The 25,860-nt window shown below is 40.0% G+C and carries 28 protein-coding genes and 1 riboswitch; of the genes, 19 read left to right on the top strand and 9 right to left on the bottom strand.

Annotation, left to right across the window (positions count from 1 at the left end):
* Positions 1-23: 23 nt before the first annotated feature.
* Positions 24-1,157, bottom strand: coding sequence for a zinc-dependent alcohol dehydrogenase (locus RYX56_RS07400; protein WP_317121441.1), 1,134 nt, complete (start codon positions 1,155-1,157; stop codon positions 24-26).
* A gap of 132 nt (positions 1,158-1,289) precedes the next feature.
* Complete coding sequence (locus tag RYX56_RS07395) at positions 1,290-1,925, bottom strand: hypothetical protein (RefSeq protein WP_317121440.1); 636 nt, start codon at positions 1,923-1,925, stop codon at positions 1,290-1,292.
* A gap of 147 nt (positions 1,926-2,072) precedes the next feature.
* Here RYX56_RS07395 and RYX56_RS07390 point away from each other — a divergent pair, with 147 nt between their 5' ends.
* Entirely contained in the window at positions 2,073-3,299 is a 1,227-nt protein-coding gene (locus RYX56_RS07390) for a dicarboxylate/amino acid:cation symporter (protein ID WP_317121928.1), read from the top strand.
* A 41-nt stretch (positions 3,300-3,340) separates the two neighbouring features.
* Here RYX56_RS07390 and RYX56_RS07385 read toward each other — a convergent pair whose 3' ends face one another.
* From RYX56_RS07385 to RYX56_RS07365, 5 genes are all read right to left on the bottom strand, one after another.
* Complete coding sequence (locus tag RYX56_RS07385) at positions 3,341-3,520, bottom strand: small acid-soluble spore protein H (RefSeq protein ID WP_317121439.1); 180 nt, start codon at positions 3,518-3,520, stop codon at positions 3,341-3,343.
* Positions 3,521-3,639: 119 nt separating this feature from the next.
* Positions 3,640-3,948: a DUF3243 domain-containing protein gene (locus RYX56_RS07380; protein WP_317121438.1), complete on the bottom strand. Its 309-nt coding sequence runs from the start codon at positions 3,946-3,948 to the stop codon at positions 3,640-3,642.
* 93 nt (positions 3,949-4,041) lie between these two features.
* Entirely contained in the window at positions 4,042-4,731 is a 690-nt protein-coding gene (locus RYX56_RS07375) for a hypothetical protein (RefSeq protein ID WP_317121437.1), read from the bottom strand.
* The gene (locus RYX56_RS07370; protein WP_317121436.1) at positions 4,728-5,603 is read right to left on the bottom strand and encodes an ABC transporter ATP-binding protein; all 876 of its coding nucleotides are present in this window, start codon (positions 5,601-5,603) and stop codon (positions 4,728-4,730) included. Before RYX56_RS07370 ends, RYX56_RS07375 begins: the two co-directional genes overlap by 4 nt.
* A 1-nt stretch (position 5,604) precedes the next feature.
* Positions 5,605-5,967, bottom strand: a complete 363-nt coding sequence (locus RYX56_RS07365; protein ID WP_439108475.1) for a GntR family transcriptional regulator — start codon at positions 5,965-5,967, stop codon at positions 5,605-5,607.
* A gap of 232 nt (positions 5,968-6,199) precedes the next feature.
* Here RYX56_RS07365 and RYX56_RS07360 point away from each other — a divergent pair, with 232 nt between their 5' ends.
* Genes RYX56_RS07360 through RYX56_RS07345 form a run of 4 tightly spaced genes read left to right on the top strand, consistent with a single transcriptional unit; the run spans position 6,200 to position 11,395 of the window.
* A complete protein-coding gene (locus RYX56_RS07360; protein WP_317121434.1) occupies positions 6,200-7,657 on the top strand; it encodes a PTS mannitol transporter subunit IIBC in 1,458 nt (485 codons plus the stop codon).
* Between the two features lie 32 nt (positions 7,658-7,689).
* Complete coding sequence (locus RYX56_RS07355; RefSeq protein WP_317121433.1) at positions 7,690-9,798, top strand: BglG family transcription antiterminator; 2,109 nt, start codon at positions 7,690-7,692, stop codon at positions 9,796-9,798.
* Positions 9,799-9,810: 12 nt separating this feature from the next.
* The gene (locus RYX56_RS07350; RefSeq protein WP_317121432.1) at positions 9,811-10,245 is read left to right on the top strand and encodes a PTS mannitol transporter subunit IIA; all 435 of its coding nucleotides are present in this window, start codon (positions 9,811-9,813) and stop codon (positions 10,243-10,245) included.
* Position 10,246: 1 nt separating this feature from the next.
* Positions 10,247-11,395 (top strand): mannitol-1-phosphate 5-dehydrogenase, encoded by a 1,149-nt coding sequence (locus tag RYX56_RS07345; RefSeq protein ID WP_317121431.1) that lies wholly within the window; start codon positions 10,247-10,249, stop codon positions 11,393-11,395.
* A gap of 56 nt (positions 11,396-11,451) precedes the next feature.
* On the opposite strand, the gene RYX56_RS07340 is transcribed toward RYX56_RS07345, so the two are convergent.
* Positions 11,452-11,793: a spore coat protein gene (locus RYX56_RS07340; protein WP_317121430.1), complete on the bottom strand. Its 342-nt coding sequence runs from the start codon at positions 11,791-11,793 to the stop codon at positions 11,452-11,454.
* A gap of 12 nt (positions 11,794-11,805) precedes the next feature.
* Positions 11,806-12,096: a hypothetical protein gene (locus RYX56_RS07335; RefSeq protein WP_439108470.1), complete on the bottom strand. Its 291-nt coding sequence runs from the start codon at positions 12,094-12,096 to the stop codon at positions 11,806-11,808.
* Between the two features lie 421 nt (positions 12,097-12,517).
* On the opposite strand from RYX56_RS07335, the gene RYX56_RS07330 reads away from it, so the two are divergent.
* The 14 genes from RYX56_RS07330 (at position 12,518) to sufC (ending at position 25,856) form a co-directional block, all read left to right on the top strand.
* Positions 12,518-14,899: a 3-hydroxyacyl-CoA dehydrogenase/enoyl-CoA hydratase family protein gene (locus tag RYX56_RS07330; RefSeq protein ID WP_317121429.1), complete on the top strand. Its 2,382-nt coding sequence runs from the start codon at positions 12,518-12,520 to the stop codon at positions 14,897-14,899.
* Positions 14,900-14,925: 26 nt separating this feature from the next.
* Positions 14,926-16,107: an acetyl-CoA C-acetyltransferase gene (locus RYX56_RS07325; RefSeq protein WP_317121428.1), complete on the top strand. Its 1,182-nt coding sequence runs from the start codon at positions 14,926-14,928 to the stop codon at positions 16,105-16,107.
* Between the two features lie 32 nt (positions 16,108-16,139).
* Entirely contained in the window at positions 16,140-17,924 is a 1,785-nt protein-coding gene (locus RYX56_RS07320; RefSeq protein ID WP_317121427.1) for an acyl-CoA dehydrogenase FadE, read from the top strand.
* Between the two features lie 400 nt (positions 17,925-18,324).
* Positions 18,325-18,486 (top strand): hypothetical protein, encoded by a 162-nt coding sequence (locus tag RYX56_RS07315; protein WP_317121426.1) that lies wholly within the window; start codon positions 18,325-18,327, stop codon positions 18,484-18,486.
* 40 nt (positions 18,487-18,526) lie between these two features.
* Positions 18,527-18,883, top strand: coding sequence for an arsenate reductase family protein (locus tag RYX56_RS07310; RefSeq protein WP_317121425.1), 357 nt, complete (start codon positions 18,527-18,529; stop codon positions 18,881-18,883).
* 97 nt (positions 18,884-18,980) lie between these two features.
* Positions 18,981-19,370 (top strand): glycine cleavage system protein GcvH, encoded by a 390-nt coding sequence (gene gcvH / locus RYX56_RS07305; protein WP_317121424.1) that lies wholly within the window; start codon positions 18,981-18,983, stop codon positions 19,368-19,370.
* A 108-nt stretch (positions 19,371-19,478) separates the two neighbouring features.
* Entirely contained in the window at positions 19,479-19,715 is a 237-nt protein-coding gene (locus tag RYX56_RS07300) for a YusG family protein (protein ID WP_317121423.1), read from the top strand.
* A 107-nt stretch (positions 19,716-19,822) separates the two neighbouring features.
* Positions 19,823-21,097, top strand: a complete 1,275-nt coding sequence (locus RYX56_RS07295) for an MFS transporter (RefSeq protein ID WP_317121422.1) — start codon at positions 19,823-19,825, stop codon at positions 21,095-21,097.
* A gap of 68 nt (positions 21,098-21,165) precedes the next feature.
* Positions 21,166-21,278: riboswitch (SAM riboswitch) on the top strand.
* Positions 21,279-21,454: 176 nt separating this feature from the next.
* Positions 21,455-22,480, top strand: a complete 1,026-nt coding sequence (locus RYX56_RS07290; protein ID WP_317121421.1) for a methionine ABC transporter ATP-binding protein — start codon at positions 21,455-21,457, stop codon at positions 22,478-22,480.
* Complete coding sequence (locus tag RYX56_RS07285; protein ID WP_317121420.1) at positions 22,473-23,141, top strand: methionine ABC transporter permease; 669 nt, start codon at positions 22,473-22,475, stop codon at positions 23,139-23,141. The genes RYX56_RS07290 and RYX56_RS07285 overlap by 8 nt, the downstream gene beginning before the upstream one ends.
* Before the next feature lie 13 nt (positions 23,142-23,154).
* Positions 23,155-24,000, top strand: a complete 846-nt coding sequence (locus RYX56_RS07280) for a MetQ/NlpA family ABC transporter substrate-binding protein (RefSeq protein ID WP_317121419.1) — start codon at positions 23,155-23,157, stop codon at positions 23,998-24,000.
* A gap of 102 nt (positions 24,001-24,102) precedes the next feature.
* A complete protein-coding gene (locus tag RYX56_RS07275; protein ID WP_317121418.1) occupies positions 24,103-24,486 on the top strand; it encodes a carboxymuconolactone decarboxylase family protein in 384 nt (127 codons plus the stop codon).
* A 219-nt stretch (positions 24,487-24,705) separates the two neighbouring features.
* Positions 24,706-24,843 (top strand): YuzK family famiily protein, encoded by a 138-nt coding sequence (locus tag RYX56_RS07270; RefSeq protein ID WP_317121417.1) that lies wholly within the window; start codon positions 24,706-24,708, stop codon positions 24,841-24,843.
* 221 nt (positions 24,844-25,064) lie between these two features.
* Positions 25,065-25,856, top strand: a complete 792-nt coding sequence (gene sufC / locus RYX56_RS07265) for a Fe-S cluster assembly ATPase SufC (RefSeq protein ID WP_317121416.1) — start codon at positions 25,065-25,067, stop codon at positions 25,854-25,856.
* The last annotated feature ends 4 nt before the right edge of the window (positions 25,857-25,860 follow it).

Below are 25,860 nucleotides of genomic sequence, written 5' to 3'. Positions count from 1 at the left end.
CGGAGAGCGTTTTTTGCTTGTATTTACGGTTTTAACACGACTTTTATGCAATCATCTTCATGATTATTAAACAACTCATACCCTTTATTTGCATCTTGAAGGGGGAGGGAATGCGTAATAATTTCTTTTGGATCAAACTCGTTATTGTTAATTTTGTCTAGCAATATAGGCATAAAAGGGATAACAGGTGCCTGCCCCATTTTAAGTGTAATGTTCCGAGCGAAAAAGGCGCCAAGTGGAAAAGAGTTATAGAGGCTTCCATACACTCCAGTGATTTGAACCGTTCCCGCTTTTCGAACTGCTTTTGTTGCTATTTGAATAGGGCCGAGGGTGCCCCCTTGTAGTTTTAATTTCTGTTCAAGAAATTCTAAGGGTGATTTCTTCCCATCCATTCCAACGCAATCGATGACTACATCAGCTCCACCATGAGTAATTTCTTTTAAATATTCACCCATGTCTTCAAAAGCTGCGAAATCAAAGACTTCGACTTGGTTCATTGCTTTAGCTCGTCGTAATCGGTAATCTAGGTAATCAACTGCAATTACTCTCTTTGCTCCATGCATCCAAGCAAACTTTTGAGTCATTAGCCCAACTGGACCACAGCCTAAGACGATAACAGTATCTCCTTTTTTAACGCCTGCGTGGACAACGCTCCAATAGGCAGTGGGGAGAACATCACTTAAAAATAGTAATGATTCATCCTCTAGTTCGCATGATTCAGGAATAACAAAGGGGGTGTAATTACCAAAAGGCACCTTTAAGTATTCAGCTTGTCCTCCTGGATGGTTCCCAAACTTTTCAGTGTAACCAAAATAGCCACCAGAATCATAATGAGGGTTAGAATTATCACATTGACTCGTTAAATCGTGTTGACAGTAAATACATTCCCCACATGATACATTAAACGGTATCACGACACGATCTCCTTTTTTAACCCTTTCTACATCAGGCCCAACTTCTTCTACGATTCCCATCGGTTCATGACCGATTATATAACCTTTGGGAAGAGGCATGTTTCCTTGATACAAATGAAGGTCAGACCCGCAAATGGCCGTAGAGGTTATCCTAACTATCACATCATCTTTCTTTTCAAGCTTAGCGTCTGGAACTTCTTTTACTTCAACATGGTGGTTTCCTTGATAGGTTACAGCTTTCATGTTCTGACTCACTCCTAACGATTATGGTCTTCATTAGTATTTGGTAAGGAGGTAGTCTTATTCATAAGGCAGAATGGTCGCTAATCAAAAAAAGTAGGAGCCAGGCATAGTTGCTTCTGGCTCCTTTTTCACTCAAAAGTCTAATACTATAATTTTATAAGGGGTTGTTTGGGCTGGGATGCTTTTTGTGGTCGAAGTGTAGAATACGACTAGCTCACGACCTGAAAGAGTTGAAGCATCTAGTAGCTCACCTTCTTGATTAACGATCAATGTTTCATGATCAATCGTTAACGCTAGCTCGTTATCAAGACTAATAAGCTGTTCATCAAATGTTGAAACCTTTATCTCTCCCATATCATTGAGGCCATTTATAACCAAAATATCAGGTGGAATAGTGGGAGGATAGATCATCGTAACCGGTTTCTCTTTGTGGTAATACGCAGCAAGTTGTTGTCCCACATGTAGGTCCTCGTACTTGATATCAACTGTATCTGTGTTTAGTAAAATGAGGTCTTCCTCCGTTAAAGGGAGGATCATCTCTGAGTCTTCCTCTTTATTTTTTACGATCAGTCGTGTGACTCCATCAACCTCTTCAATTGAATCAATTTCTCCTTCGTATTTCATGTACTGAGAGGTACCTTCATCTTCTGTATGACCTATTGAATTTGATTCTTCCATGGCATCGTCCTCACTTGCTAGCACCAATATTCCACTAAAGATAAGAGCACTAACAAGAGCCGCTAGAGCCGCTAGCTTTATAATCTTCACGTCACATCACTCCTATTCTCTACTAATGAAACGTCTCTTAAAGGAAAATGGTAACAAAATAAGGATATTTTTTTCAAGTGGCGACTTATGTATCTATTCATTTGGAAAGAAATGACTTAGGATATATGAGGAAAGGAGCTGTTGACACTGAAAGCGTATCGTTTTCCATTATTTTTAATTGCAGCCATTATAATAGGTAGTATTTTAGGTATTGTACTAGGTGAACAAGCAGAAGTATTAAAACCATTGGGGGATATCTTCTTAAATCTAATGTTCACCATTGTGGTCCCGCTTGTCTTCTTCTCGATTAGTGCCGTTATTGCGAACATGTCTAATTTAAAGCGTCTAGGGACGATCATGACATGGATGATGGTCGTTTTTATTGTGACGGGCATCATTGCTTCTATTGTGATGATTGCGGCCGTTACAATAACTCCACCAGCACAAGGGGTACAAATCCAGCTTGAAACCCCAGAAAATATTGATGAATCGATCAGTCTTGGTGAACAGATCGTAAAAGCAATCACCGTGCCTGATTTCGTAGAGATTTTCTCTAGGACAAGCATGCTTGCTCTTATTATTATGAGTGTACTCGTAGGATTTGCAACGAATCTTGCTGGTCAGGAAGGGCGGATCTTTGCTCAGTTTCTAAAGAGCGGTGCTGCAGTCATGCGGAGGTTAGTTGGGATCATTATGTATTACGCCCCTATTGGTCTTGGCGCGTATTTTGCTGCTTTAGTAGGGGTATTCGGGCCAGAGTTATTAGGGAGTTATGTAAAAGCAATGATTGTTTATTATCCTGTTGCTATTCTGTATTTCTTAATTGGCTTCACTCTTTATGCTTTTATTGCTGGAGGTAAGACGGGAATCAAGGTGTTCTGGAAAAATATTCTCACGCCTTCAATTACGGCTCTCTCGACGGGTAGTAGTGTAGCAACAATCCCCGCAAATTTACAAGCAACTGAAAAGATGGGTGTCCATAAAGATGTTCGCGATGTGGTGATTCCACTGGGTGCTTCCATTCACATGGATGGTTCTGCCCTTGCGGCGATTTTGAAAATTGCCTTCTTATTTGGTATTTTCCAAATGGATTTCTTTAGCTTCCAAACATTTGCGATCGCAGTCGGAATTTCACTACTTGTCGGAACGGTGATGAGTGGGGTACCGGGTGGCGGTTTCATTGGGGAAATGTTGATTATTACAATGTACGGATTTCCTATCGAAGCTCTACCAATCCTGGCTATTCTTGGAACACTAGTTGACCCACCGGCCACGATGGTTAATGCATCAGGAGACGCTGTCTCAAGTATGCTTGTTTCAAGAGCAGTGGAAGGTGACGAGTGGATGGAGGAAGCCGAACGTCCGGCAAGTTAACGAGAAAAGAAGCTTTGGCTTGGAGCCAAAGCTTCTTTTTTTTAGTGCTCATTTAACTGTGAAAGGGGCACCTCTTGTTCAGAATCGGGCTGATCAAGCGGATAGATTCTTGCCATTTGAGTGGTTTCGTCCACATGTTGAATATAGATCGACTTGTCGTTGTACGTCACATTAGCCATGACGGGTGATGATGCGATTTCTTGTGCGCGAAGTGAGTTCATCGTTACATCCTCCTTTTTTGTCAGGTATAGGATGTGTTAGATCAACAGTTATTATTCTTTGATGTAGTCCGATTTTCACCAACAAAAATCCCTCCGCACTAAACGAAGGGATATCGTCATTATTTATTTGTTGTTTGGGCAAGTCTTACTAGCATATGTGCTAGGTGGTGACGTTGGTCCTGGTCACCTAATAACCATAGTTCTTGAAGTAATTTCTCTTCACGGTTTCTAGGTTCTTCTTTTGCCGATAAATAGTCGCCTACTTTCTCAGCATACTTAGCTAACGTTTCTTCACTTAAACCTAATTTTTCACCTTTTGCTACTTTGTCACCTAAGTAATCCTTGAACCTATCAAAGTTCTCAAGAATTTCTTCTTTTTGTTCAGGAACAGCTTGTTGAACTTCACTTTCAATTTTGTTCTCGTTCATGTTATAAAACCTCCTGATATCTGTATTTGGTGTATAGTGGTCTGTTCCCGTATATTTAGAAGCTAAACATGAACTTGAAAAAAAAGGGTTTCATCAAACCGATGCTTTTGAGAGAGTGAAGTAACTTAAAACGCCCAAAGTGATCGTTATTAATAGTAAGGCAAATAATTCAGCAACGTATTGAGTACTCCCTGGTAGTGCTATGATCCAGTCTATGATGGGTGTATGGATGGCGGGGATGAATAATAGGAGCACAACGATTGTAAGAGGTGATAACATCGCCCATTGCCCAAAACGAAAGGAAAGCGATGCGAGCAAAAATAATAACATGCCAAGCGTGCTCATGATCAAACTATCAGCCAAAATGTTGATCATAAATTCGTTTTCTGTTGATAAAATAGTACTCCACATGAAAAAGGTAACCTCATTTTCTATCACGAATGGTTGAATGAAGTTCATGATGAAAATATATAGTTGATTCAATAGAGCAAATGACAGACTTAGGAGGAGGGTAAATAACGTTATCATCAGGACAAATGCTTTTCTGGTCACACCAAGATGAATGGAATGAGAAAAGTCCCCTGCACTCATTAAGCGATAACAGAAAATAGCAATAAATACATACATAGGTGGAGTCGTCAATACAAACATTGTAGGTATTTCTAGAAAGATGACCAGTAAAAAGAAAAACAAGATAAACCCTGTTAAAATGCTCCAAAATGTAATGAGACTATTCTTGAGTTCAGAAAAGATCATGATGCTTTGAGCAGTGAACTGACTCATACTCTCTCCTCCTTTTTTTGATCGGTTAATAAAACCATTAAGTTTTGTAAAGATAGTGATTTTTTCTCGATTGTTGGTGGTAAAGAAGGTAACTGCATGTCTTTGTCGTAAATAGTGGCTGTGTATTCACCGATGAAGGCTGTTTCTTTAAGAACTTGAACATGCTGTAATAGAGGTAAGATTTCTTCTTTTTTACCTTTTAAAGCGAATGATCTTTCTTTTAAATTGTCGATATTTTCAGATAGTGTAAGTTTTCCCTCATCGATAAGGTAAACATCTTGAAATAAATTACTGACCTCATCAATTAAATGAGTAGAAAGGATGATCGTTCTTGGGTGAATGGTATAGTCCTCTAGAAGAAGGTCATAGAAGGTTTGTCTGGCGGCAGCGTCCATACCAATGTATGGTTCATCAAAGATCGTTAAGGGTGCTCTACTGGCAATCCCAATGGAAATACCAAGTGCTGACACCATTCCTTTTGATAGCTGAGACACTTTTTTGTGAGCAGGAAGCTTGAAGGTCTCAATTAACTCTAATGCAAAGTCTTTATTCAAGTTCGGGTAATAAGCAGGTGCAAATTTAATAATATCTTTTATTTTCATTGTTTCTTTAAAATTGCCACTCTCTTTAATAAAGCAAATCTGAGATTGAACAGTAGGGTTATCAAAAGGGGACTGGCCATTAATAAGAATGTCTCCTTCTGTTGGCAAGGACTGTCCGGTCATCATTTTCATAAGCGTCGTTTTACCTGCTCCGTTTCTTCCGAGTAATCCGTATATCCGATTTTCTTCAAATGAGCAGGAGATTGAATCAATGATTTTCTCTTTTTTTATTACCTTTGAAACCGTATCTACATCTATTAAACATGTCATTTTAGTTGCCTCCCTTTGAAATCATCTCAATGATAGCTTCTTTTGAAAGTTGGAGTTTCTCCGCTTCGTGCAGCAAGGGCACGATGTAATCCTCATTGAACTTTTGGCGTCGTTCTTCGAGCAATTGCTCACGTGCGCCTTCTGCTACAAACATTCCAACACCTCTTCGTTTAAATAAAATGCCTTTGTCTACTAAAAGATTAATGCCTTTAGCTGCAGTAGCCGGATTTATTTGATAATGTTTTGCAAATTGGTTCGTTGAAGGAGCTTGTGTGCCCTCTGGAAGCTCGTTATGAATAATATGATCTGATATTTGTTCGGCAATTTGTAAAAAGATAGGCCTGCTATCATCAAAACGCTCCATCATTACCTCCTTGGTTAATTACTTATGTAACTAACCATATTACAGTTACAAATTATTGTCAATAATAAAAGGAAAAATGTGTATTTGCCTAGCAAATAATAGTTTTCCAGAAGTTGTTTTTAAATTTGTCAACATGTCGAGTGACGAAATTGCATTTAGATATGATTGAGAACAGCATGATAGCGCTTTACTATTAAAGTATAAGTTCATTACTTTTTTGGGGGGAAATACGATGCCAAATGAAAATACAAAAGCCAATTCAAGTGTGAAAGCAAAGATTCAACGCTTTGGTAGTTACTTAAGCGGAATGATCATGCCTAATATTGGAGCATTTATTGCTTGGGGGATTATTACAGCGTTATTTATTGAAACGGGATGGCTGCCGAATGAGAATTTAGTTCAACTCGTTGATCCAATGATTATTTACCTATTACCTTTATTGATCGCCTTTACAGGGGGGCGAATGGTTTATGATATTCGAGGTGGAGTAGTTGGGGCCACAGCTGCCATGGGTGTCATCGTCGGTGCAGATATTCCGATGTTTATCGGAGCGATGATTATGGGACCACTAGGTGGATATGCGATTAAAAAAGTCGATCAACTTTTCGAAGGAAAAGTACGTTCAGGGTTTGAAATGTTGGTTAATAATTTCACAGCAGGATTTGTTGGATTAATTCTAACCATACTAGCTTATGTAGGGATTGGACCTGTTGTTTTAGCATTTAACGGTGTGCTAGCTGCTGGTGTGCGTGTCATTGTAGATGCTGGAATGTTACCACTTGCAAGTATTTTTGTAGAGCCAGCTAAAATTTTATTTTTAAACAATGCGATTAATCACGGAATTCTTGGACCTTTAGGTATTCAAGAAGCGACTGAGACAGGTAAGTCCATTCTCTTCATGCTCGAGTCCAACCCTGGTCCTGGCCTTGGAATTCTATTAGCATTCATGGTTTTTGGAAAAGGGGCTGCTAAATACTCTTCTGGGGGAGCGGCAGTTATTCACTTCGTTGGAGGGATTCATGAAATTTACTTCCCTTATGTTTTAATGAAACCGATGCTATTATTAGCAGCTATCGCTGGAGGAATGAGTGGAGTTTTTACATTCCTACTCTTTAATGTAGGGCTGGTTGCAGTGCCATCACCTGGTAGTATCGTTGCATATATGCTTATGACACCACGTGGGGATCACCTTGGAGTCATTTTAGGAATTATTGTTGCCACAGCAGTTTCATTTGCAGTAGCATCTCTCATCTTAAAAAGATCAACAGATGAGGATCAAGAATTAGAAGAAGCTACTTCTAAAATGGAAGCAATGAAAGGGAAGAGAAGCAGTGTTGCTGGAGCATTAAAGTCTGATTCAGAAGAAGCTACGATAACTCCTTACCAAGTAGGTACGATTGATCGAGATCAAGTCAAAAAGATTGTCTTTGCTTGCGATGCTGGAATGGGATCAAGTGCGATGGGGGCTTCGATTTTAAAGAACAAGGTAACGAAAGCAGGACTTTCAATCGAAGTAACAAATAAAGCTATTAACCAAATTCCTGATGATGCTGATCTCATTATCACACATAAAGATTTAACAGATCGTGCTAGGGCAAAACAACCGAATAAGGCTCATATTTCAGTTGAAAACTTTATGAATGGTGCAAAGTATGATGAAATCGTTAATGAATTAAAAGGCGACGACTAAAATACCTCGCCCGAATAAACGGGGGTGATGAGATGTATTTGTCAGCACGAGAAAAACATATTATTGACTATTTGTTAGCTAATGAAGAAGGTCTGACGATTAAAGAAATAGCTGATAAGCTTAACGTGAGTTCACGTACGATTCATCGTGATATACAAGGCGTTGAACCTACCCTTCACCAATTTGAATTGAGACTTGAAAAACAAACAGGTGTCGGATTAAAACTAATCGGTAGCGTAGATAAACGTAACGAGTTAAGAGATATGGTAAATGAGATAAAGAGAGATGAGTATACCCCGGAGGAGCGACAACAATTGCTCCTCTCCATTCTTCTTCAAAAGCGGGAGCCAGTGAAATTGTTTACATTGGCCAAGGAAATTGGTGTGACCATCGCGACGATAAGCAATGATTTGAATAAAGTGAGCGATTGGCTTGAAGCCTTTCAATTAGAGATGGTCCGAAAGCGAAGCTATGGGATTGAGATACAAGGGGATGAGCCTAATAAGCGTAGAGCGTTAAGGCGTCTCATTACTGAAAAAGTGAGTGAAGAAGAACTTCTGTCTTTATTAGAGGTTCACCGGGCGAAAAGTGAACTTAAAGACCAAACCTCAGAGAAGTTACTCCATCTCATTGATGTGAAAATTATTCTAGATGTGTTAGCGACACTCCATGAATTAAGGGAACGAGGCGAGTCGATTGCCGATGTTTCGTTTATAGGGTTAGCTGTTCACTTAAGTTTGGCAGTAGATCGAATTAATCGAGGTGAAAGGATTGAAGGTCACCTCAATAAGATAGAGAAGATTACTCAAACAAAAGAATATCAAGTCGCTAAAAAGCTAGTCCTTCTTTTAGAAGAGAAATTTTCTATTGAGATTCCACCGATTGAAATCGTCTATGTCACCATGCATCTCTTAGGTGCTAAACAAGGAGATGAAGGTGGTCTACTTCTACAAGAAACGTCTCTCGATTTGGCGATTCGGACGAAGCATTTAATCGATGAAGTCGGAGAGGCCACAGGTGTGACGCTTAGAGGTGATCAATCTTTATTAGAAGGCTTGGTCAGTCACTTAAAACCTGCTTTATTTCGAATGGAACAAGGCATGACGATTTATAACGCTTTGCTTCCTAAAATAAAAAAAGATTACAAAGAATTGTTCTTGCTTCTCCAAAAGAAAGTTCCGGAAATTTTTCCGAAATGGGAGTTCCCCGAAGAAGAAATTGGCTTTCTGGTCATGCATTTTGGTTCTTCGATTGAGGGAGCGAAGCATAAACGAGGTTTGAAGGCAATTGTAGTCTGTTCGAGTGGAATTGGAACATCAAAGTTGTTAGCAACACGACTTGAAAAAGAGATACCTGAAATTCGTGAGTTAACTCATATGTCAGCCTTTGATATGAGTCAAGATAAAGTATTAGAGCAGACGATCGTCATCTCCACTGTACCTCTTCCTTCTATAGAGTCTTATTTTCTAGTTAATCCATTCTTATCCAAAAAAGAAGTGGATCGAATACGTCATTCTATTCATACGAAGAATTGGGTGAAGGCTGATAACAGTGAACGAAAAGCTGAAATAGTGGGGCAACATGATGAGGTTAAAGAGTGGTTGAAGGAAGATGCTTTAACTAAACTAGAGAGCATTCAACAAATTAGCAACCTTATCAATTCAATTTTAACTCAGTTTGAATTGAAAGCATGGTCACATCTCTTAAATACCAATGCCTTCATTCAACAATTAGCGCAATATCAAGAGGAAAAGCATTTAGTAGAAAATAGTGAACGCGTAGCAGAAGCATTAATAGAAAGAGAGCAATTAGGTGGCCTGGCTATCCCGGGTACGCGGTTGGCACTCTTTCATACCCGCAGTGATGATGTGAAAGTAGCCACCTTTACTGTACATGAGTTACCAGAGCCGATGCAGATGAGAGGCATGGATAATGAAGAATATGAAGTGAGTCGAATTCTACTTATGCTAGCTCCAGAGATATGGAACAAGCAAGGACTGGAACTCATGAGTTTCATTAGTGCTTCCATTATTGAAAGTGACGAATCGATTCAGCGATTTGAAACAGGGGATGAACAAGCCATATTCACATTATTAGAGAGAAATTTAAAAGAGTATTTAATTACGAAACTACAAAAATAGGAGTGATTCAACATGGCTAAAGCAGTATTACAACTAGACAATATCCTTTTCGATGAACAGGTACAATCTAAAGAGGAAGCAATTCGCAAAGTAGGGGGGCTACTTATTGAAAATGGTTATGTGAATGAAGAATATGTCAATAAAATGATGGACCGTGAAGCACTCACAACTACGTATATGGGCAATTTCTTAGCGATTCCACATGGTACGGAAGAAGCGAAAAAAGAAGTCGTAGAATCTGGAATTACGATTATGTTGTTAGATAAACCAATTGATTGGGATGGGAACGAAGTAAAATTAGTGATTGGAATTGCTGGTAAGGGAGATGAGCATTTATCGATCCTTTCTAATATTGCGATTACATGCTCAGATGAAGAGACACTTGAACAAATCCTCTCAGCTGATTCAAAAGAAACATTAATGAATTTCTTTCAAGAGGTAGAGTAACATGTTAGCCGTTCATTTTGGAGCTGGTAATATTGGGAGAGGCTTTATTGCTGAGGTATTACACTCAAATGGATATGAGATTTGTTTTATTGATGTCTCGCAACCATTAATTGATCAGTTAAACGAAAAAAGAGCTTATTCGATCCGTTTAGCTCAAGAAGAAGAAGAAACGATCGAAATTAATAACGTCTACGGATTAAATAGTCAAACTGAAGAGTCGAAGGTGATAGAGACCATTGCACAAGCAGACCTTGTTACGGTTTCTGTTGGCGTCAATATTTTACCCCTTATTGCTCCGGTACTTGCCGCAGGCTTAAAGAAACGGCTAGAAGTAGGAGCAAGACCGATTGATGTAATTGCTTGTGAGAATGCAATTGGAGCGACCACCGCACTAAAAGGCCATATAAAAGATCAAGTTGACGACGCTACGATCTGGGAAGGCATTTTGTCTAACACAGGATTTCCGGATGCAGCTGTTGATCGGATTGTTCCAAATCAAAGCCGTGAAGGACTTGATGTAATGGTTGAACCTTTCTTTGAATGGGTCGTTCACACAGAAGGGTTGAAGATTGAGAAGCGTTTAGATGGTGTTAGCTATGTCGATGAGCTCACACCTTATATTGAACGTAAGCTGTATACAGTAAACACAGGTCATGCGTGCATAGCCTATCTAGGGTTTGTTCATGAAATTGATTCTATTGCTGAGGCGGTCAAAAATCCTACCATTCGTCGCGAACTTGAAGGTGTATTAGAAGAGACTGGTCGCTTGTTAGAAGTGAAGTACCACTTTGAACGAGAGGAGCTTAAAGCGTATCATCAAAAAATAATTGGTCGTTTCGAAAATAGTCATTTATCTGATCCAGTTGAACGTGTTGGTCGGAACCCAATGCGGAAGTTAAGTGCAAATGATCGACTTATAGGTCCTCTTGTACAATTACATGAACGTAAGATCAACACTCAACACTTACTAAAAGTAACTGCCGCTGCCTTTTTATTTGATGTAGCACAGGATGAAGAAAGCGTGCAAATTCAGCGTTTGATTAAAGAGCGTGGCTTGCTAGAAACGATTGCCGAGGTCACCTCTCTTTCACCAGATCATCCTTTAGCAGAAGAGATTGAACGGGCAGTAGCGGAACTTTTAAACCAATAAGTGAAAATCCCTTGCCCTAATCACAGGGCAAGGGATTTTTTAGTTCATTGGTTAGTTCATTGAGGGCCATTTCCATTCCCGTAAGGAAATTGATTGGTGTACCCTTGGAATTGTTGATAACTTTGTTGCATCTTTTGGGCATCGGCTGCTTCTAGGGCATAGAAACCTTTGCGGAACATGACATTATATAGATCACGTTGGCAGTTTTGTGTTTGTTCGCAAATGCCAGCTAAGTCTTGATAAAGGGCAGTGTGGCTCGCTTCATTCAATGCGATGCTATATGAGGACGTCATGTACTTTTCCGTTGCAAGCTGATCATTAATAAAATCACGCTCAGACATTTGAGGTGTTTTAGGAACTTGTAGTTCTGGGTTTTGGATTTTATTTTGCTGGTTCATATCAAATTCCTCCTATTGTACAGGCATCGTAGTTTGAGCTTGTGTTGGTTGCAAGTGCGTTAAGATCTTCTCGTAATGCTGTTGATGCATCATGCCTGCTTTTTCTAATACTTGCTTAATTTCTTGATCTTGACATTGCTCAGCAAAAAAATGGGCTTTTTTCATGGCAAGCAAATTCCAAGATAGCATATCATTTAAGTAAAGAGCATCTTTTGTCGTAATAATCTGTGGTGGTTCTGGATACTGCATTTGACCCGTTTGTTGGGGTGGCATATTCGTTTGTTGCATCGGTTGTTGTTGCATGCTGAAACCTCCTTGTAATCATAAAAGTACGGATGTATCAAGTTTAGTGATACAGCTTTAGTTTGAGGGAGTTAGACTAAATGTATCCTATGAACAACTAGGAGAGTTTACAAATCAATGGAAGGTAGATGAATTAAACAAACGTTTCATTAAAAAATAAGAAAGATGATAATTTTCAGAATTATGTGTTGCAACTGGAGCATAATTCCTTTATAGTAAAGATAGAAGTTACGACAAATTGTTCGTCGCCTTTTTTTTGGGGAAATAATGAATGAGTATTCATTCGGTAGAAAATAGGCATACTGAACAGCTTGTGAACATATATAAGGTATGGCTTGGACAAATTCGTTGTCCTGTAGAAATGTAATAAGCAAATGAATGACCTACGAGTGAAATGATTTAAGGATTAAGGGGGAGAACGATGACCAGACAAATTAAAAAAGCAGCAGTAATTGGATCAGGTGTTATGGGTTCAGGGATTGCGGCGCACCTTGCAAATATCGGAATTCCATCATTGTTACTAGATATTGTTCCAAAAGAATTGACTCCTGCTGAAGAAGCTAAAGGATTAACGCTTGAAAGCAAGGCGGTTCGTAATCGAATCAGCACTGATTCAATCAAACGTCTTGCAAAGCAAAAGCCAGCACCACTTGCGGCGAAATCAAAAGCTACATACATTGAGCCAGGTAACCTAGAAGACGACTTAGAGCGCCTTGGTGAAGTGGACTGGATTATCGAAGTTATTGTTGAAAATTTAGATATCAAACGTCAACTATTTGAAAAAATTGATGCGGTACGCAAGCCAGGTACGATTATTAGCTCAAATACATCGGGTATCTCGATTGAAGCAATGGCCAAAGGGCGTTCAGAGGACTTCCAAGCTCATTTTCTTGGAACACACTTTTTTAACCCGCCACGCTATTTGAAGCTTCTTGAAGTGATTCCAACTGAAAAAACAGATCAAGATGTGCTGTCATTTGTGAAAGCGTTTGCTGAAGATGCACTTGGAAAAGGTGTAGTTGAGTGTAAGGATACTCCTAACTTTATCGCAAACCGCATCGGCACATACGGTCTACTTGTTACTGCTAATGAAATGTTAAAAGGTGAATTCTCTGTTGGAGAAATTGATTCTGTAACAGGTCCGTTAATTGGCAGACCGAAAAGCGCAACTTTCCGCACGCTTGATGTTGTAGGACTTGATACGTTCTTACATGTAGCAAAGAATGTCTATGATGAAGTGGAAGGAGCAGAGAAAGATGTTTTTGATCCTCCATCCTTCATGAAAGAGATGGCTGAAAAAGGTTGGCTTGGTAGTAAGACTGGTAAAGGTTTCTTCGTGAAACAACGTACCGAAAAAGGAAGCGAAATTTTGGAGCTTAATCCGAATACGCTTGAGTACCAAGAACGCAAGAAATTGCGTACAGCTTCTACAGAGCAAGCGAAACAAGCAAAGAAGCCTGGTGATAAGTTGAAAGCGCTCGCTTATGCAGATGATCGTGCAGGACAACTCATTTGGAGCCTTGTAAAGCCTGTCCTTCTGTATTCTGCTGAGAAGGCTTACGAAATTGCTAATGACATCAAAGCAGTTGATGAAGCAATGCGTTGGGGCTTTGGATGGGAATTAGGACCATTTGAAATGTGGGATGCAATCGGAGTTGCAAAGTCGGTTGAGCGTATGGAAGCTGAAGGGGAAAATGTTCCTGGTTGGGTAAGAGAGATGCTATCAACTGGAAATGAAACCTTCTATAAAGGATCAAGCTTCTATCATGAAGGTGAATACAAAGCGATTGAAACAAATCCAAAAAATATTCATTTGAAATCACTTAAGCCAGACAATGTTGTGATGAAAAATAGTGGTGCGTCGTTAATCGATATCGGTGATGATGTTGCACTACTTGAATTCCACTCGCCAAATAATTCGATTGGTCTTGATGTGATTCAAATGATAAATAAATCGATTACAGAAGTAGAGAAGAACTTTAAAGGTCTTGTCATTAGTAACCAAGGGAAGAACTTCTGTGTTGGTGCGAACTTGATGATGATCTTAATGGAAGCGCAAGATGATAACTTCTTTGAGGTTGATATGGTTGTTCGTCAGTTCCAACAAGCAATGGCAAATGTACGTTACTCAGCAAAACCAGTTGTAACAGGACCGTTTGGAATGTCTCTTGGTGGAGGTGCAGAAATTTGTCTTCCGTCTGCGAGCATTCAAGCTGCACATGAAACCTATATGGGACTAGTTGAAGTGGGTGTTGGTCTAATTCCAGGTGGTGGAGGTAACAAAGAGCTTTACCTTCGCAATTTAGAAAGTCTGCCACAAGGTGCACAGATTGACCTTCAAGCCGTTGCTAACAAAACATTTGAAACAATTGCGATGGCAAAGGTAGCAACATCTGCTCATGAAGCAAAAGAAAATGGTTTCTTAAGCGAGCGTGACGGCATTGTCATAAACGGTGAACATGTCATTAATCGTGCAAAACAACAAGTCATTCATTTAGAAGAATCAGGCTATCGACCGCCAGAGCGCAAGAAGATTCCTGTTGTTGGTGAAACGGGTTACGCAACGTTATTACTTGGTGCCAAAACGATGAAATTTGGTGGCATGATTTCTGATCATGATTTAAAAATAGCTGAAAAACTTGCATTCGTATTAGCAGGTGGTCGCGTCCCTAAAGGAACGCTTGTAGATGAGCAATACTTGCTTGATTTAGAGCGTGAGGCGTTCTTAAGCCTTGTTAGTGAACCGAAATCACAACAACGGATGCAATACATGCTGACAAAAGGAAAGCCATTACGCAACTAATTCAAACAGGTAGGAGGGATACGACAATGAGAGAAGCAGTAATCGTTGCTGGCGCACGTACGCCAGTGGGAAAAGCGAAACGTGGAACATTAGCAAACGTGAGACCAGATGATTTAGGAGCACTCACGATTAGAGAAACTTTAAGACGTGCTGAAGGATTTGATCCTGCTGCCATTGATGATGTCATTATTGGATGTTCAATGCCTGAGGCAGAGCAAGGGATGAATGTCGCTCGTAGCATCTCTGCTCTTGCAGGCCTACCAAACACAGTACCTGCGATTACGATCAACCGCTACTGTTCGTCTGGTTTGCAAAGTATCGCTTATGGGGCTGAGCGCATTATGCTTGGTCATTCAAAAGCAGTCGTTGCAGGTGGAGCAGAGTCAATGAGCATGATCCCAATGGGTGGTCATGTCATCGCACCAAACCCAACTCTTGTTGAAGAGCAACCAGAGTATTACATGGGAATGGGTTATACAGCAGAAGAGGTGGCAAATCGTTTTGGCATTAGCCGTGCCGACCAAGATGCGTTTGCGGTAGAAAGTCATAAGCGTGCAGCTGCTGCGATCGAGTCTAAGCGTTTTGCTGATGAGATTGTTCCAGTTGATGTAACACTTCGTTCAGTTGGAGCTGACCATAAATTAAAAGAGAAAAAGATTGTTTTTGATACAGACGAAGGGGTTCGTACAGATACAACCGTTGAAGGGCTAGCAAAGCTTCGTCCGGCATTCCATCCCAAAGGTTCAGTAACAGCAGGTAACTCATCTCAAATGAGTGATGGTGCCGCATCTGTTCTCTTAATGGATCGCGAGGAAGCTTTAGCTACAGGTCTGACGCCACTTCTTAAATTCCGTAGCTTTGCAGTAGCTGGGGTTGCACCAGAAATTATGGGAATTGGCCCAGTTGAGGCGATTCCAAAAGCACTTAAATTAGCAGGTCTTGATTTATCTGATATCGGATTATTTGAATTAAATGAGGCATTTGCTTCTCAATCTCTTCAAGTGATTCGTCATTTAGAACTTGATGTTGATAAAGTCAATGTAAATGGTGGAGCGATTGCACTTGGTCACCCACTAGGTTGTTCAGGTACAAAGTTGACACTATCGCTTATGCATGAAATGAAGCGTCGCGGTGAGCAATTTGGTGTCGTAACAATGTGTATCGGTGGCGGTATGGGTGCTGCTGGTGTGTTTGAACTAATCGGTTAATAAGAATCAACCAATTAAAAGGGGGAATTACGATGAGTAATACAGCAGAGCGTGTTGTTAAAGGTGGTAGCTTCTTAGTAGAAGATATTGAGGCAGATAAGGTATTTACACCTGAGGATTTCTCAGACGAGCAAATCATGATTGGCCGTACAACAGAAGAGTTTGCAGTGAAAGAAGTTTCACCGGTTCTTGAGAAGATCGAAAACCATGAATTTGAGTATACAGTGAAGCTTTTAAAGCAAGCAGGGGAAATTGGACTACTTGGAGCAGATGTACCTGAAGAGTACGGCGGATTAGGCCTTGATAAAATCAGCTCGTCACTTATCTCTGAGAAGTTTGTTCGCGGCGGAGCATTCGGGCTTAGCCACGGTGCTCACGTTGGGATCGGTTCACTACCAATCGTATTTTTCGGTAACCACGAGCAAAAATCACAGTATCTTCCTGACTTAGCATCAGGTGAGCGTATTGCTGCTTACGCATTAACAGAGCCAAGTTCAGGTTCAGATGCTTTAGGTGCAAAAACAACAGCTGTTCTAAACGAAGCTGGTACGCACTATGTATTAAATGGAGAGAAGCAATGGATTACGAACTCTGCATTTGCTGATGTATTTGTTGTTTATGCAAAAATTGATGGCGAGAAATTCACAGCATTTATCGTAGAAAAAGACTACGAAGGCGTATCAACTGGTCCAGAAGAAAAGAAAATGGGTATCAAAGGCTCTTCTACAAGAACATTAATTTTAGAAGATGCTCTTGTTCCTAAAGAAAATGTCTTAGGTGAGATTGGCAAAGGCCACGTTATTGCATTCAACATCCTAAATGTAGGACGTTACAAACTTGGAGTAGGTTGTATTGGTAGTTCAAAACGCGCACTAGAACTTGCTGCAAAGTATGCAAATGAGCGTAAGCAATTTAAAACACCAATTGCAAAGTTCTCATTGATCCAAGAGAAGCTTGCAAACATGGCAACAGCGACATTCGCTTCTGAGAGCTCTATTTACCGTACAGGTGGATTGTTTGAAGAGCGTCTTGGTGGATTATCTGATGAAGATCAAAAAGATGGTCGCGCTGTAGCGAATGCGATTGCTGAATATGCAATCGAGTGCTCACTAAATAAAGTATCTGGTTCAGAAACACTTGATTACGTAGCAGATGAAGCTGTTCAAATCCATGGTGGATATGGCTTCATGGCTGAATATGAAGTAGAGCGCATTTACCGTGATTCTCGTATTAACCGTATCTTTGAAGGAACAAATGAAATTAACCGCCTTCTAGTGCCTGGTACGATCATGCGTAAAGCAATGAAGGGTGAGCTTCCACTTCTTCAAAAAGCTACAGCTCTACAAGAAGAATTAATGATGATGATGCCACAAGAAGTTGGTGAAGAGCCACTTGAGCAAGAAAAATACTTGCTTGGTATGGCAAAGAAAATCTTCTTAATGGTTGCTGGAACAGGCGCTCAAAAATATGGTGAAAAACTTCAGCACGAGCAAGAGCTTCTTTCAAATGTAGCTGATATCGTAAGTGAAGTCTTCAACATGGAGTCAGTGATCTTACGTACTGAAAAGCAAATGAATAAGACTGGTGCAGACAAAGCTGCTCAAAAGCTTCGTATGACACAAGTTTATTGCCAAGAAGCATTCAACCGCATCGAGGCTCATGCTAAAGAGTCTCTAGTGGCTATGGAAAGTGGAGATACACTTCGTACGATGCTTTCCATTCTACGCAAATTAACGCGTCACACGCCAATTAATGTAGTAAGCATTAAGCGTGAAATTGCAGCTGAAGTTCTTAAAGAAGAGCGTTACGTTGTTTAATAGCTAAATTTATTATCTAATTACGTTTACCAATTTTGGGGCTTAATCGCCCCAAAAATTATATAACTCCTTTCTTATGAAGCATTCTCCTCTCTAGTACAAAAAAGCCCTAAGGTAGGGCTTTTTTGTCGTTGGTGCGGCTTATTGGCCGGGACGAATCGTAGTTGACATCTCGCACATAAAAGGGACAAATAATGGTCGTTCGCTCATAATTAAAAAATTGCGCACATAAGTCGCTACATTACGCACCTAAATCAGAGATTTCGCTCATATCCTGCTTGCCCTCGCACATACCCACTGATATTTCGCACATACCGCCCAAGTGCTGTCCCCACGCGAATGGTTTCTCTTGATCCGAAGCATCCTATGATCATTAATCATAAAAAGGGAGTGCGTAAAGATGAAGAAACAGCAAAAGGTTGAATATACAGCTCCGTTAACAGGAGTAGAAGAATTCTCAAAAGAGTTAACAGAGGACTCAACACAAGCTGCCATTCAACAAATCTGGGAAAGTGATACGAAAAGCGAGCGTATTAGTTGTCGGAATAGAAAAAATACGTAATAATGGCGTTAAAGATCAACAATAGGAGAGGAGTGTTTGGATGTTAGTAACCTTTTACCACTATCCTAAATGTGGCACATGTCGCAAAGCGAAAAAATGGTTAGAAGATAATGGTGTTGAGTTAAATGAAGTACATATTGTCGAATCACCACCTACTAAAGAAGAGCTTAAAGCTTTTTACAAGAAGAGTGAACTTGATTTAAAGAAATTCTTTAATACAAGTGGGCAGAAATACCGCGAGCTCGGATTAAAAGACAAGCTAGCTGATATGTCTGAAGATGAAAAGCTGGAATTATTAGCTTCTGATGGGATGTTAATTAAACGTCCGATTACGACAGATGGCAATCAAGTAACGGTTGGCTTTAAGGAAGAACAATTCGAACAAACGTGGAAATAGACAAAAGAAGACAAATTGTCGCTTGAAACGTTTAGTTTGGATGGCAAAAAAGGTATAATGAAGTGAGTATGTACCAAATTGATGGAGGGATTACCAAATGAGTGCAAATTTACCAAAGGAATTAAAGTATTCAGAAGAACATGAGTGGGTAAAAGTAGAAGGTGAGAAAGTTCGCATCGGTATTACCGACTTTGCTCAATCAGAATTAGGGGACATCGTTTTCGTTGAGCTTCCTGAAGTTGGAGATGACATCGAAGCAGACGAGCCTTTTGGTAGCGTTGAGTCAGTTAAAACTGTATCAGAACTTTATGCGCCAATCAGCGGTAAAGTGGTTGAAATAAACGAAGAGCTTGATGATTCTCCAGAGTTTGTAAACGAATCACCTTATGAAAAAGCGTGGATGATTGTTGTCGAGCCTTCTGACTCATCAGAAGTGGACAAGCTTATGACCGATTCACAATATGCTGAAATGATTAGCGAAGATTAATCAATGTTGAGAAGGGGGACTTTACCTCCTTCTCTTTTATTTGCCTCGGCTAGGAACGTTGGATTAGCAAATACTATACCTACATCCTACAAGATGGAGGAGATTCGTTTGGACTTAGTCAAAGTAGATGTAACAAGCAAAGTGAAGGGTAAGTATGAGAATGGCCATATGAACCTTTATGTAGATGATGCCCACGTAGGACAAGTAACTGAAACGGCATCTGGCCTCCAGCATTTAATGAGTGCAGGGTATGTTTTTGAAGAAGATAAAGTATATCGTTATGAAAATGCCAATCCGAATCAAGTCACTTCGTATGTAGATAGCTGCGAAGAGGGCTGGTGCTGAAAGTTATTATTACCTTTCGTCTGAAAACTTTGACGAAAGGCTTTTTATTTATATGGAAATGATTTATTATATTTAGGGTACCGAAATAATAACAAGGTGTTGGTCACATGGCTCAGCTCATTCAGGATTGGACGGGGCAACTGAAATCGTATAATCGAAATGTGCGTTTATTTTTAATAGCATCTATCCTTGCCAACATCGGCATGGGTATTTTTATGGTCATTTATAATTATTATATTCGTGAATTAGGATATGTAGATCAAGTGAACGGCAGAATCATAGCGATGCAGGCGATGGCAAGTGCGATTGCACTTTTACCAGCTGGTTTACTGAGTGACAAAGTAGGCAGGAAGAAAATGATCTTTGTTGGGGCTATTTTTGCAGCATGTAGCCTTCTTTTACGTGGTGTGCTGGTAGCTGAGACGATGTTACTTGCGACAGCTTTTATGACGGGATTGTTTATGGCCTTTATTCAAGTATCCTCTATCCCTTTGCTTGCTGAGAATTCCTCGGAAAAAGAGCGAGTGCATCTATTTAGCTTTAACTTTGCGCTTATTATGGTTGCTAATGTCATTGGGAATACACTTGGTGGGACGCTATCCGACCTCTTTCATACTGTATTTGGATTAACAATGTTGACGAGTGTGCGAATCACCTTGCTGTTTGGAGCTTGCTTATTTTTCCTCGCCTTAATCCCAATTATAAAGATTCGCGAGGAACAAAAGGTGCGCAAACAGAAAACAGGGGCTAGCTCTCTTGGTAAATTGTTTACGACCCATCGCTCAAGTCTAAAGGTTATTGGACTTTTCGCCGTAGCCAATTTATTAATTGGTTTTGGGTCTGGTCTAGTCATTCCTTATTTGAACTTATATTTTACAGATCGATTTGACGTAAGTTATTCAGTGGTGGGCATTATCTTATCTTTAGGTCAAGCGATGACGGCGATCGCTTTAATGATCGGCCCAACCGTAGTACGAAAAGTAGGTGAAGTGAAAGCTGTAGTGATTCTGCAGCTCTCATCCCTTCCGTTTCTCCTCCTGACGGCTTATACAGAAGTGCTCTGGCTCGCTGTGATCGGATTTTTATTTAGGCAAGCGTTAATGAATGCGGGGAATCCGATTCAAATGGCTTTAATGATGAGAAAAGTCGATGATTCCATGAAAGGTCTTGCGAATTCAGTAGGGCAAATGGTCTTTCAATTAGGGTGGGCTGTTATGGGACCGGTGTCGACCACGCTTGTTATGATCTATGGTTCTTACTATGGTTATGCCTACGTGTTTACGATTACGGCTAGTCTTTATCTGATTGGTTCGATCTATTTCTTCCTTGTATTTAGAGAGAAAAAAGCAACGGAAAAATCTTCATCTCATCTTTCAGCATAAAATCGTTGACAGCAAAAAATCCGCCATGCTATGATGCACTCATGCAAAAGCAAACAACAACTTTATATCTCTTATCCAGAGAGGTGGAGGGACTGGCCCGATGAAACCCAGCAACCACTAAATCAACGCTTGATTTAGAAGGTGCTAATTCCTGCAAAGCATAAGCTTTGATAGATGAGACAGAGGATATCTAACATACACCTTTCTGTTCATCTTAAAACAGAAGGGTTTTTTTATGGTTATTTTTTGAACGACAACAGGGCAAATTGTCACTGAATAGATGAGCATCAACGTCTTTCAATTCTACTAATTGAGGTGAGTAGAATTGAAAGGATAGAAGGAAAGTAGGGATTAAATATGATTTCGTTACAATCGATTCGTAAACGATTCGAAACGAAAAATGGCCCGGTTCACGCAGTTGACGGTGTGGATTTAACGATTGCTGAAGGTGAGATTTTTGGGGTCATTGGATATAGTGGTGCAGGTAAAAGTACGTTGATTCGTATGTTAAATATGTTAGAAAGACCGACCGAGGGAGACGTTACTGTAGCCGGTAAAAAGCTATCGGCTCTATCAACAAAGGAGCTAAGACGAGCACGTCAGGAGATCGGCATGATATTCCAACACTTTAACTTACTTTGGTCTCGTACTGTTCGCGATAATATTGCTTTTCCTTTGGAGATAGCAGGAGTAGCAAAGCGTGAACGTGAAAAGCGTGTCAATGAATTAATCGAACTAGTCGGTTTAAAAGGACGCGGAGATAGCTATCCATCGCAATTAAGTGGTGGTCAAAAGCAGCGTGTTGGGATTGCAAGAGCTCTTGCAAACAATCCGAAAGTTTTACTTTGTGATGAAGCAACATCAGCTCTTGATCCAAAGACAACTGATTCGATTTTGGACTTGCTTGTAGATATTAATGAGAAGTTAGGATTAACGATCGTTCTCATCACGCATGAAATGCATGTCATCCGCAAAATTTGTCATCAAGTTGCTGTAATGGAGGCTGGAAAAGTCGTTGAGCAAGGTCCAGTGCTTGATGTTTTCCGTAAGCCAAAAGAAGAAATGACAAAAGAGTTTGTGAAACAGATTACGGAACCTGAGGAAACGACGGATGCGATTAAGCAAATGTTGGCTGATCACCCAGAAGGACACATTGTGCAATTAACATTTGTTGGGGAAGAAGCAGAGAGTCCATTGATTACTCAGCTTATCCGTACGTTCGATGTTGAAGTTAATATTGTTCAAGGAAAAATTACCAAGATTCATGAAGGGTCATATGGAACATTATTTGTTGCCTTAAATGGCCAAAAAGAAGAAGTGGAACGTGCCATTGCCTTTATCCAAAGCAAGAAAGTGGAAGTGGAGGTGATCACGTATGCTTGATCAATTTCTAGCTGATGTAAAAGGGGATCGACTGTGGGATGCTACACTTGAGACCATTTACATGACATCCATCTCTGTATTAGCGACATTTATTATAGGGATTATCCTAGGACTGGTTTTATATTTAACAAGCAAAGGTAACCTTTGGGAAAATTCAGTGGTCAATGGGATTACCGGTTTTATTGTAAATATTTTCAGATCGATTCCATTTATTATTCTGATCGTCTTACTCATTCCATTTACACGAGCATTAACGGGTTCGATGCTAGGGGCAAATGCAGCCCTACCAGCTTTGATTATTGGAGCTGCACCGTTTTATGCACGTATGGTCGAGATTGCCCTTCGTGAAATTGATAAAGGAGTTATTGAAGCTTCTCAATCAATGGGGGCAAGCAATTGGACAATCATTCGCAAAGTATTAATTCCAGAATCCTTACCAGCCCTTATTTCTGGTATTACAGTTACAGCGATTGCTTTAGTCAGTTACACAGCGATGGCGGGTGTCATTGGAGCGGGTGGTCTTGGTCACTTCGCTTACTTAGAAGGATTCCAACGAAACAATAGTCAAATTACTTTAGTAGCAACGATCGCTATTCTGTTGGTAGTATTTGTTATTCAATGGATAGGTGATTATTTTACAAATAAAACAGATAAAAGGTAGGGGGAAAAGAAAGATGAAAAAGTTTTTAAGCGTAGTAGCAGCTGCAGCATTATCGGTATCACTTGTAGCATGTGGTGGTGCTGAGGAAGAAACAACTGAAGGAGATGCAGGAGAAGGTGAATCATCAACATTAGTAGTGGGGGCTTCTGCTGTACCACATGCAGAAATCTTAGAAGCGGCACAACCATTGCTTGCTGAAGAAGGAATTGACCTTCAAGTACAAGTATTCCAAGATTATATTTTACCAAACCAAACATTGCGTGATGGAGATATCGATGTGAACTACTTCCAAACGCCTGGTTACCTAGATATGCAAATTGAAGAAAATGATTATGATTTCGTTAGCGCGGGTGCTATTCACGCTGAACCAATTGGTGTGTATTCACAAGAGTACGCAAGCTTAGATGAGCTTCCTGAAGGTGCAACCATCATTATGAGTGATTCAATTAGTGATCACGGTCGTATCCTTCCGATTTTTGAGCGTGCTGGCTTAATTGAGTTAGACGTTGAAGAAGGTCAATTAGCAACAATTGAAGATATTTCATCAAACCCTAAAAATCTTCAATTTGGATCAACTCAAGTTGAAGCGCGTATGCTTGCTCCTTCATTTGAAAGTGGCGAAGGTGATGCAGTGGTGATTAACACGAACTATGCACTTGAAGGCGGAGTAGATGTTGAGCAATATGGAATTGCTTTTGAAGACGAAGAAGTTCTTCAGCCAAACTTAATCGTTGTTCGTGCTGAAGATCAAGAGCGTCCTGAAGTACTGAAGCTTGTTGAAGTTCTACAATCGCAAGAAATTCAAGACTTCATTAATGAAGAGTATGATGGTGCTGTTATTCCATTAACTGAAGAATAGAACAGTAAAGAGTGCCCTTAGTGGTGCTCTTTTTTTGTATAAATGAACGCATTGATTCGAATACTACCATTGAAATGGAATCAACTTAAGGAGGGATTGTAGATGGATCAGCAGCAACAACAATCAAGTGCCATTCAAATGGCGCTACATGAGTATAAAGAAGGCTTAGGGCACTTCACTGAAAAAATGCCTGACATTGCAAAGAAATACAATGCGTTCACTGAGGCCTGTTTTGCCAAAGGAAAGCTTTCGCAAAAAGAAAAGCAAATGATTGCGTTAGGTATTAGTGTGTTTGCTCAAGATGAATATTGCATTATTTATCATACAAAAGGCTGTCTGGATCAAGGGTGCACAGAAGATGAGATCTTAGAAGCACTAGGTGTGACCGCGGCTTTTGGTGGTGGAGCTGCCATGAGTCAGGCTGTAACCCTTGTGCAAGAAGCGATGACCGACCTTAGTGGCAAAGGTAGTCAAATGCAGCAATAATTGGGATGAGCTGAAAAATGACGTAATCCGGAGTTATCGTAATGGTAAGTTTTCTGACAATGTCGCAGGTGAACTGAATCCCATTTAAGGGGTCTTAAGCTCTTTTTTGCACTTTGGTCAATTAAAGCGATCATGTTAAGATACGTGTATCAAAAGAGAAGGGATTGATTTACTATCCAATCATTAGACGCTGCGTATACGAGTGATATGGAAAAAGCAATGCATTCTGCACATGGAATAGGTTATGCTGAGTACAACCGAAGTCTAGACAAAAGAATGGAAATTGAAAAAGCTCGTGAGGAAGATTACAAACGCTGCAACCAGATTGCGAAAGAATTCAATCAACAACACGCATAGAATAGAAGAAGAAAATTATATAAGGAGAGTGGTACCAAATAGGTGCCACTCTCTTTCTGTATAAATCACTCTACTATATAATGAAGAGATGACAGTCTTGTTACCTTGAACTTACGTTGGATTTGTTATAAGATTGTAATGAGAATAGATTGAGAATAATTCGATATAACTCGAAATCACACTGCTTTTAGATAAAGCAAAATAAATTGGAGGTCATAGAGATGTCAGCACCATTCTTAAAAATCGAGAACTTACACGTTTCAATTGAAGGAAAGGAAATTCTTAAAGACTTCAGTATTGAAATTAACGGTGGAGAAATTCACGCAATCATGGGACCAAATGGTACAGGTAAATCAACACTAGCATCTGCAATTATGGGACACCCTAAATATGAAATCACAAGTGGATCTGTAACAATGAACGGTGAAGATGTACTTGAAATGGAAGTGGACGAGCGTGCACAAGCTGGTCTTTTCCTAGCAATGCAATACCCTTCTGAAATTAGTGGTATTACGAATGCAGATTTCTTACGCTCTGCTATTAATGCAGGTCGTGAAGAAGGCGAAGAACTTTCTTTAATGAAATTCATCCGTAAGCTAGATGAGAAAATGGATCTTCTTGAAATGGATCAACAGTTTGCACAACGTTACCTGAACGAAGGATTTTCTGGTGGAGAGAAGAAACGTAATGAAATTCTTCAACTAATGATGCTTGAGCCAAAACTTGCAATCCTTGATGAGATCGATTCTGGTCTTGATATTGACGCACTAAAAGTTGTATCTAAAGGTGTAAATGCAATGCGTGGTTCTGAATTTGGTTGCTTAATCATTACTCACTACCAACGTCTACTTGATTACATCAAGCCTGATAAAGTACACGTTATGATGCAAGGTCGTATCGTTAAATCTGGTGGTTCTGAGTTAGCTCAACGTCTTGAGGCAGAAGGTTACGATTGGATTAAAGAAGAGCTTGGCATTGAAGATGAGCGTGTAAACGTAAACCAAGAAGCTTAAGTCT

Source organism: Alkalihalophilus lindianensis (genome assembly GCF_032843265.1).
In the GTDB taxonomy this organism is placed as follows: Bacteria; Bacillota; Bacilli; order Bacillales; family Bacillaceae_D; genus Alkalihalophilus; species Alkalihalophilus lindianensis.
This window is presented reverse-complemented; position numbering and strand designations above follow the sequence as displayed.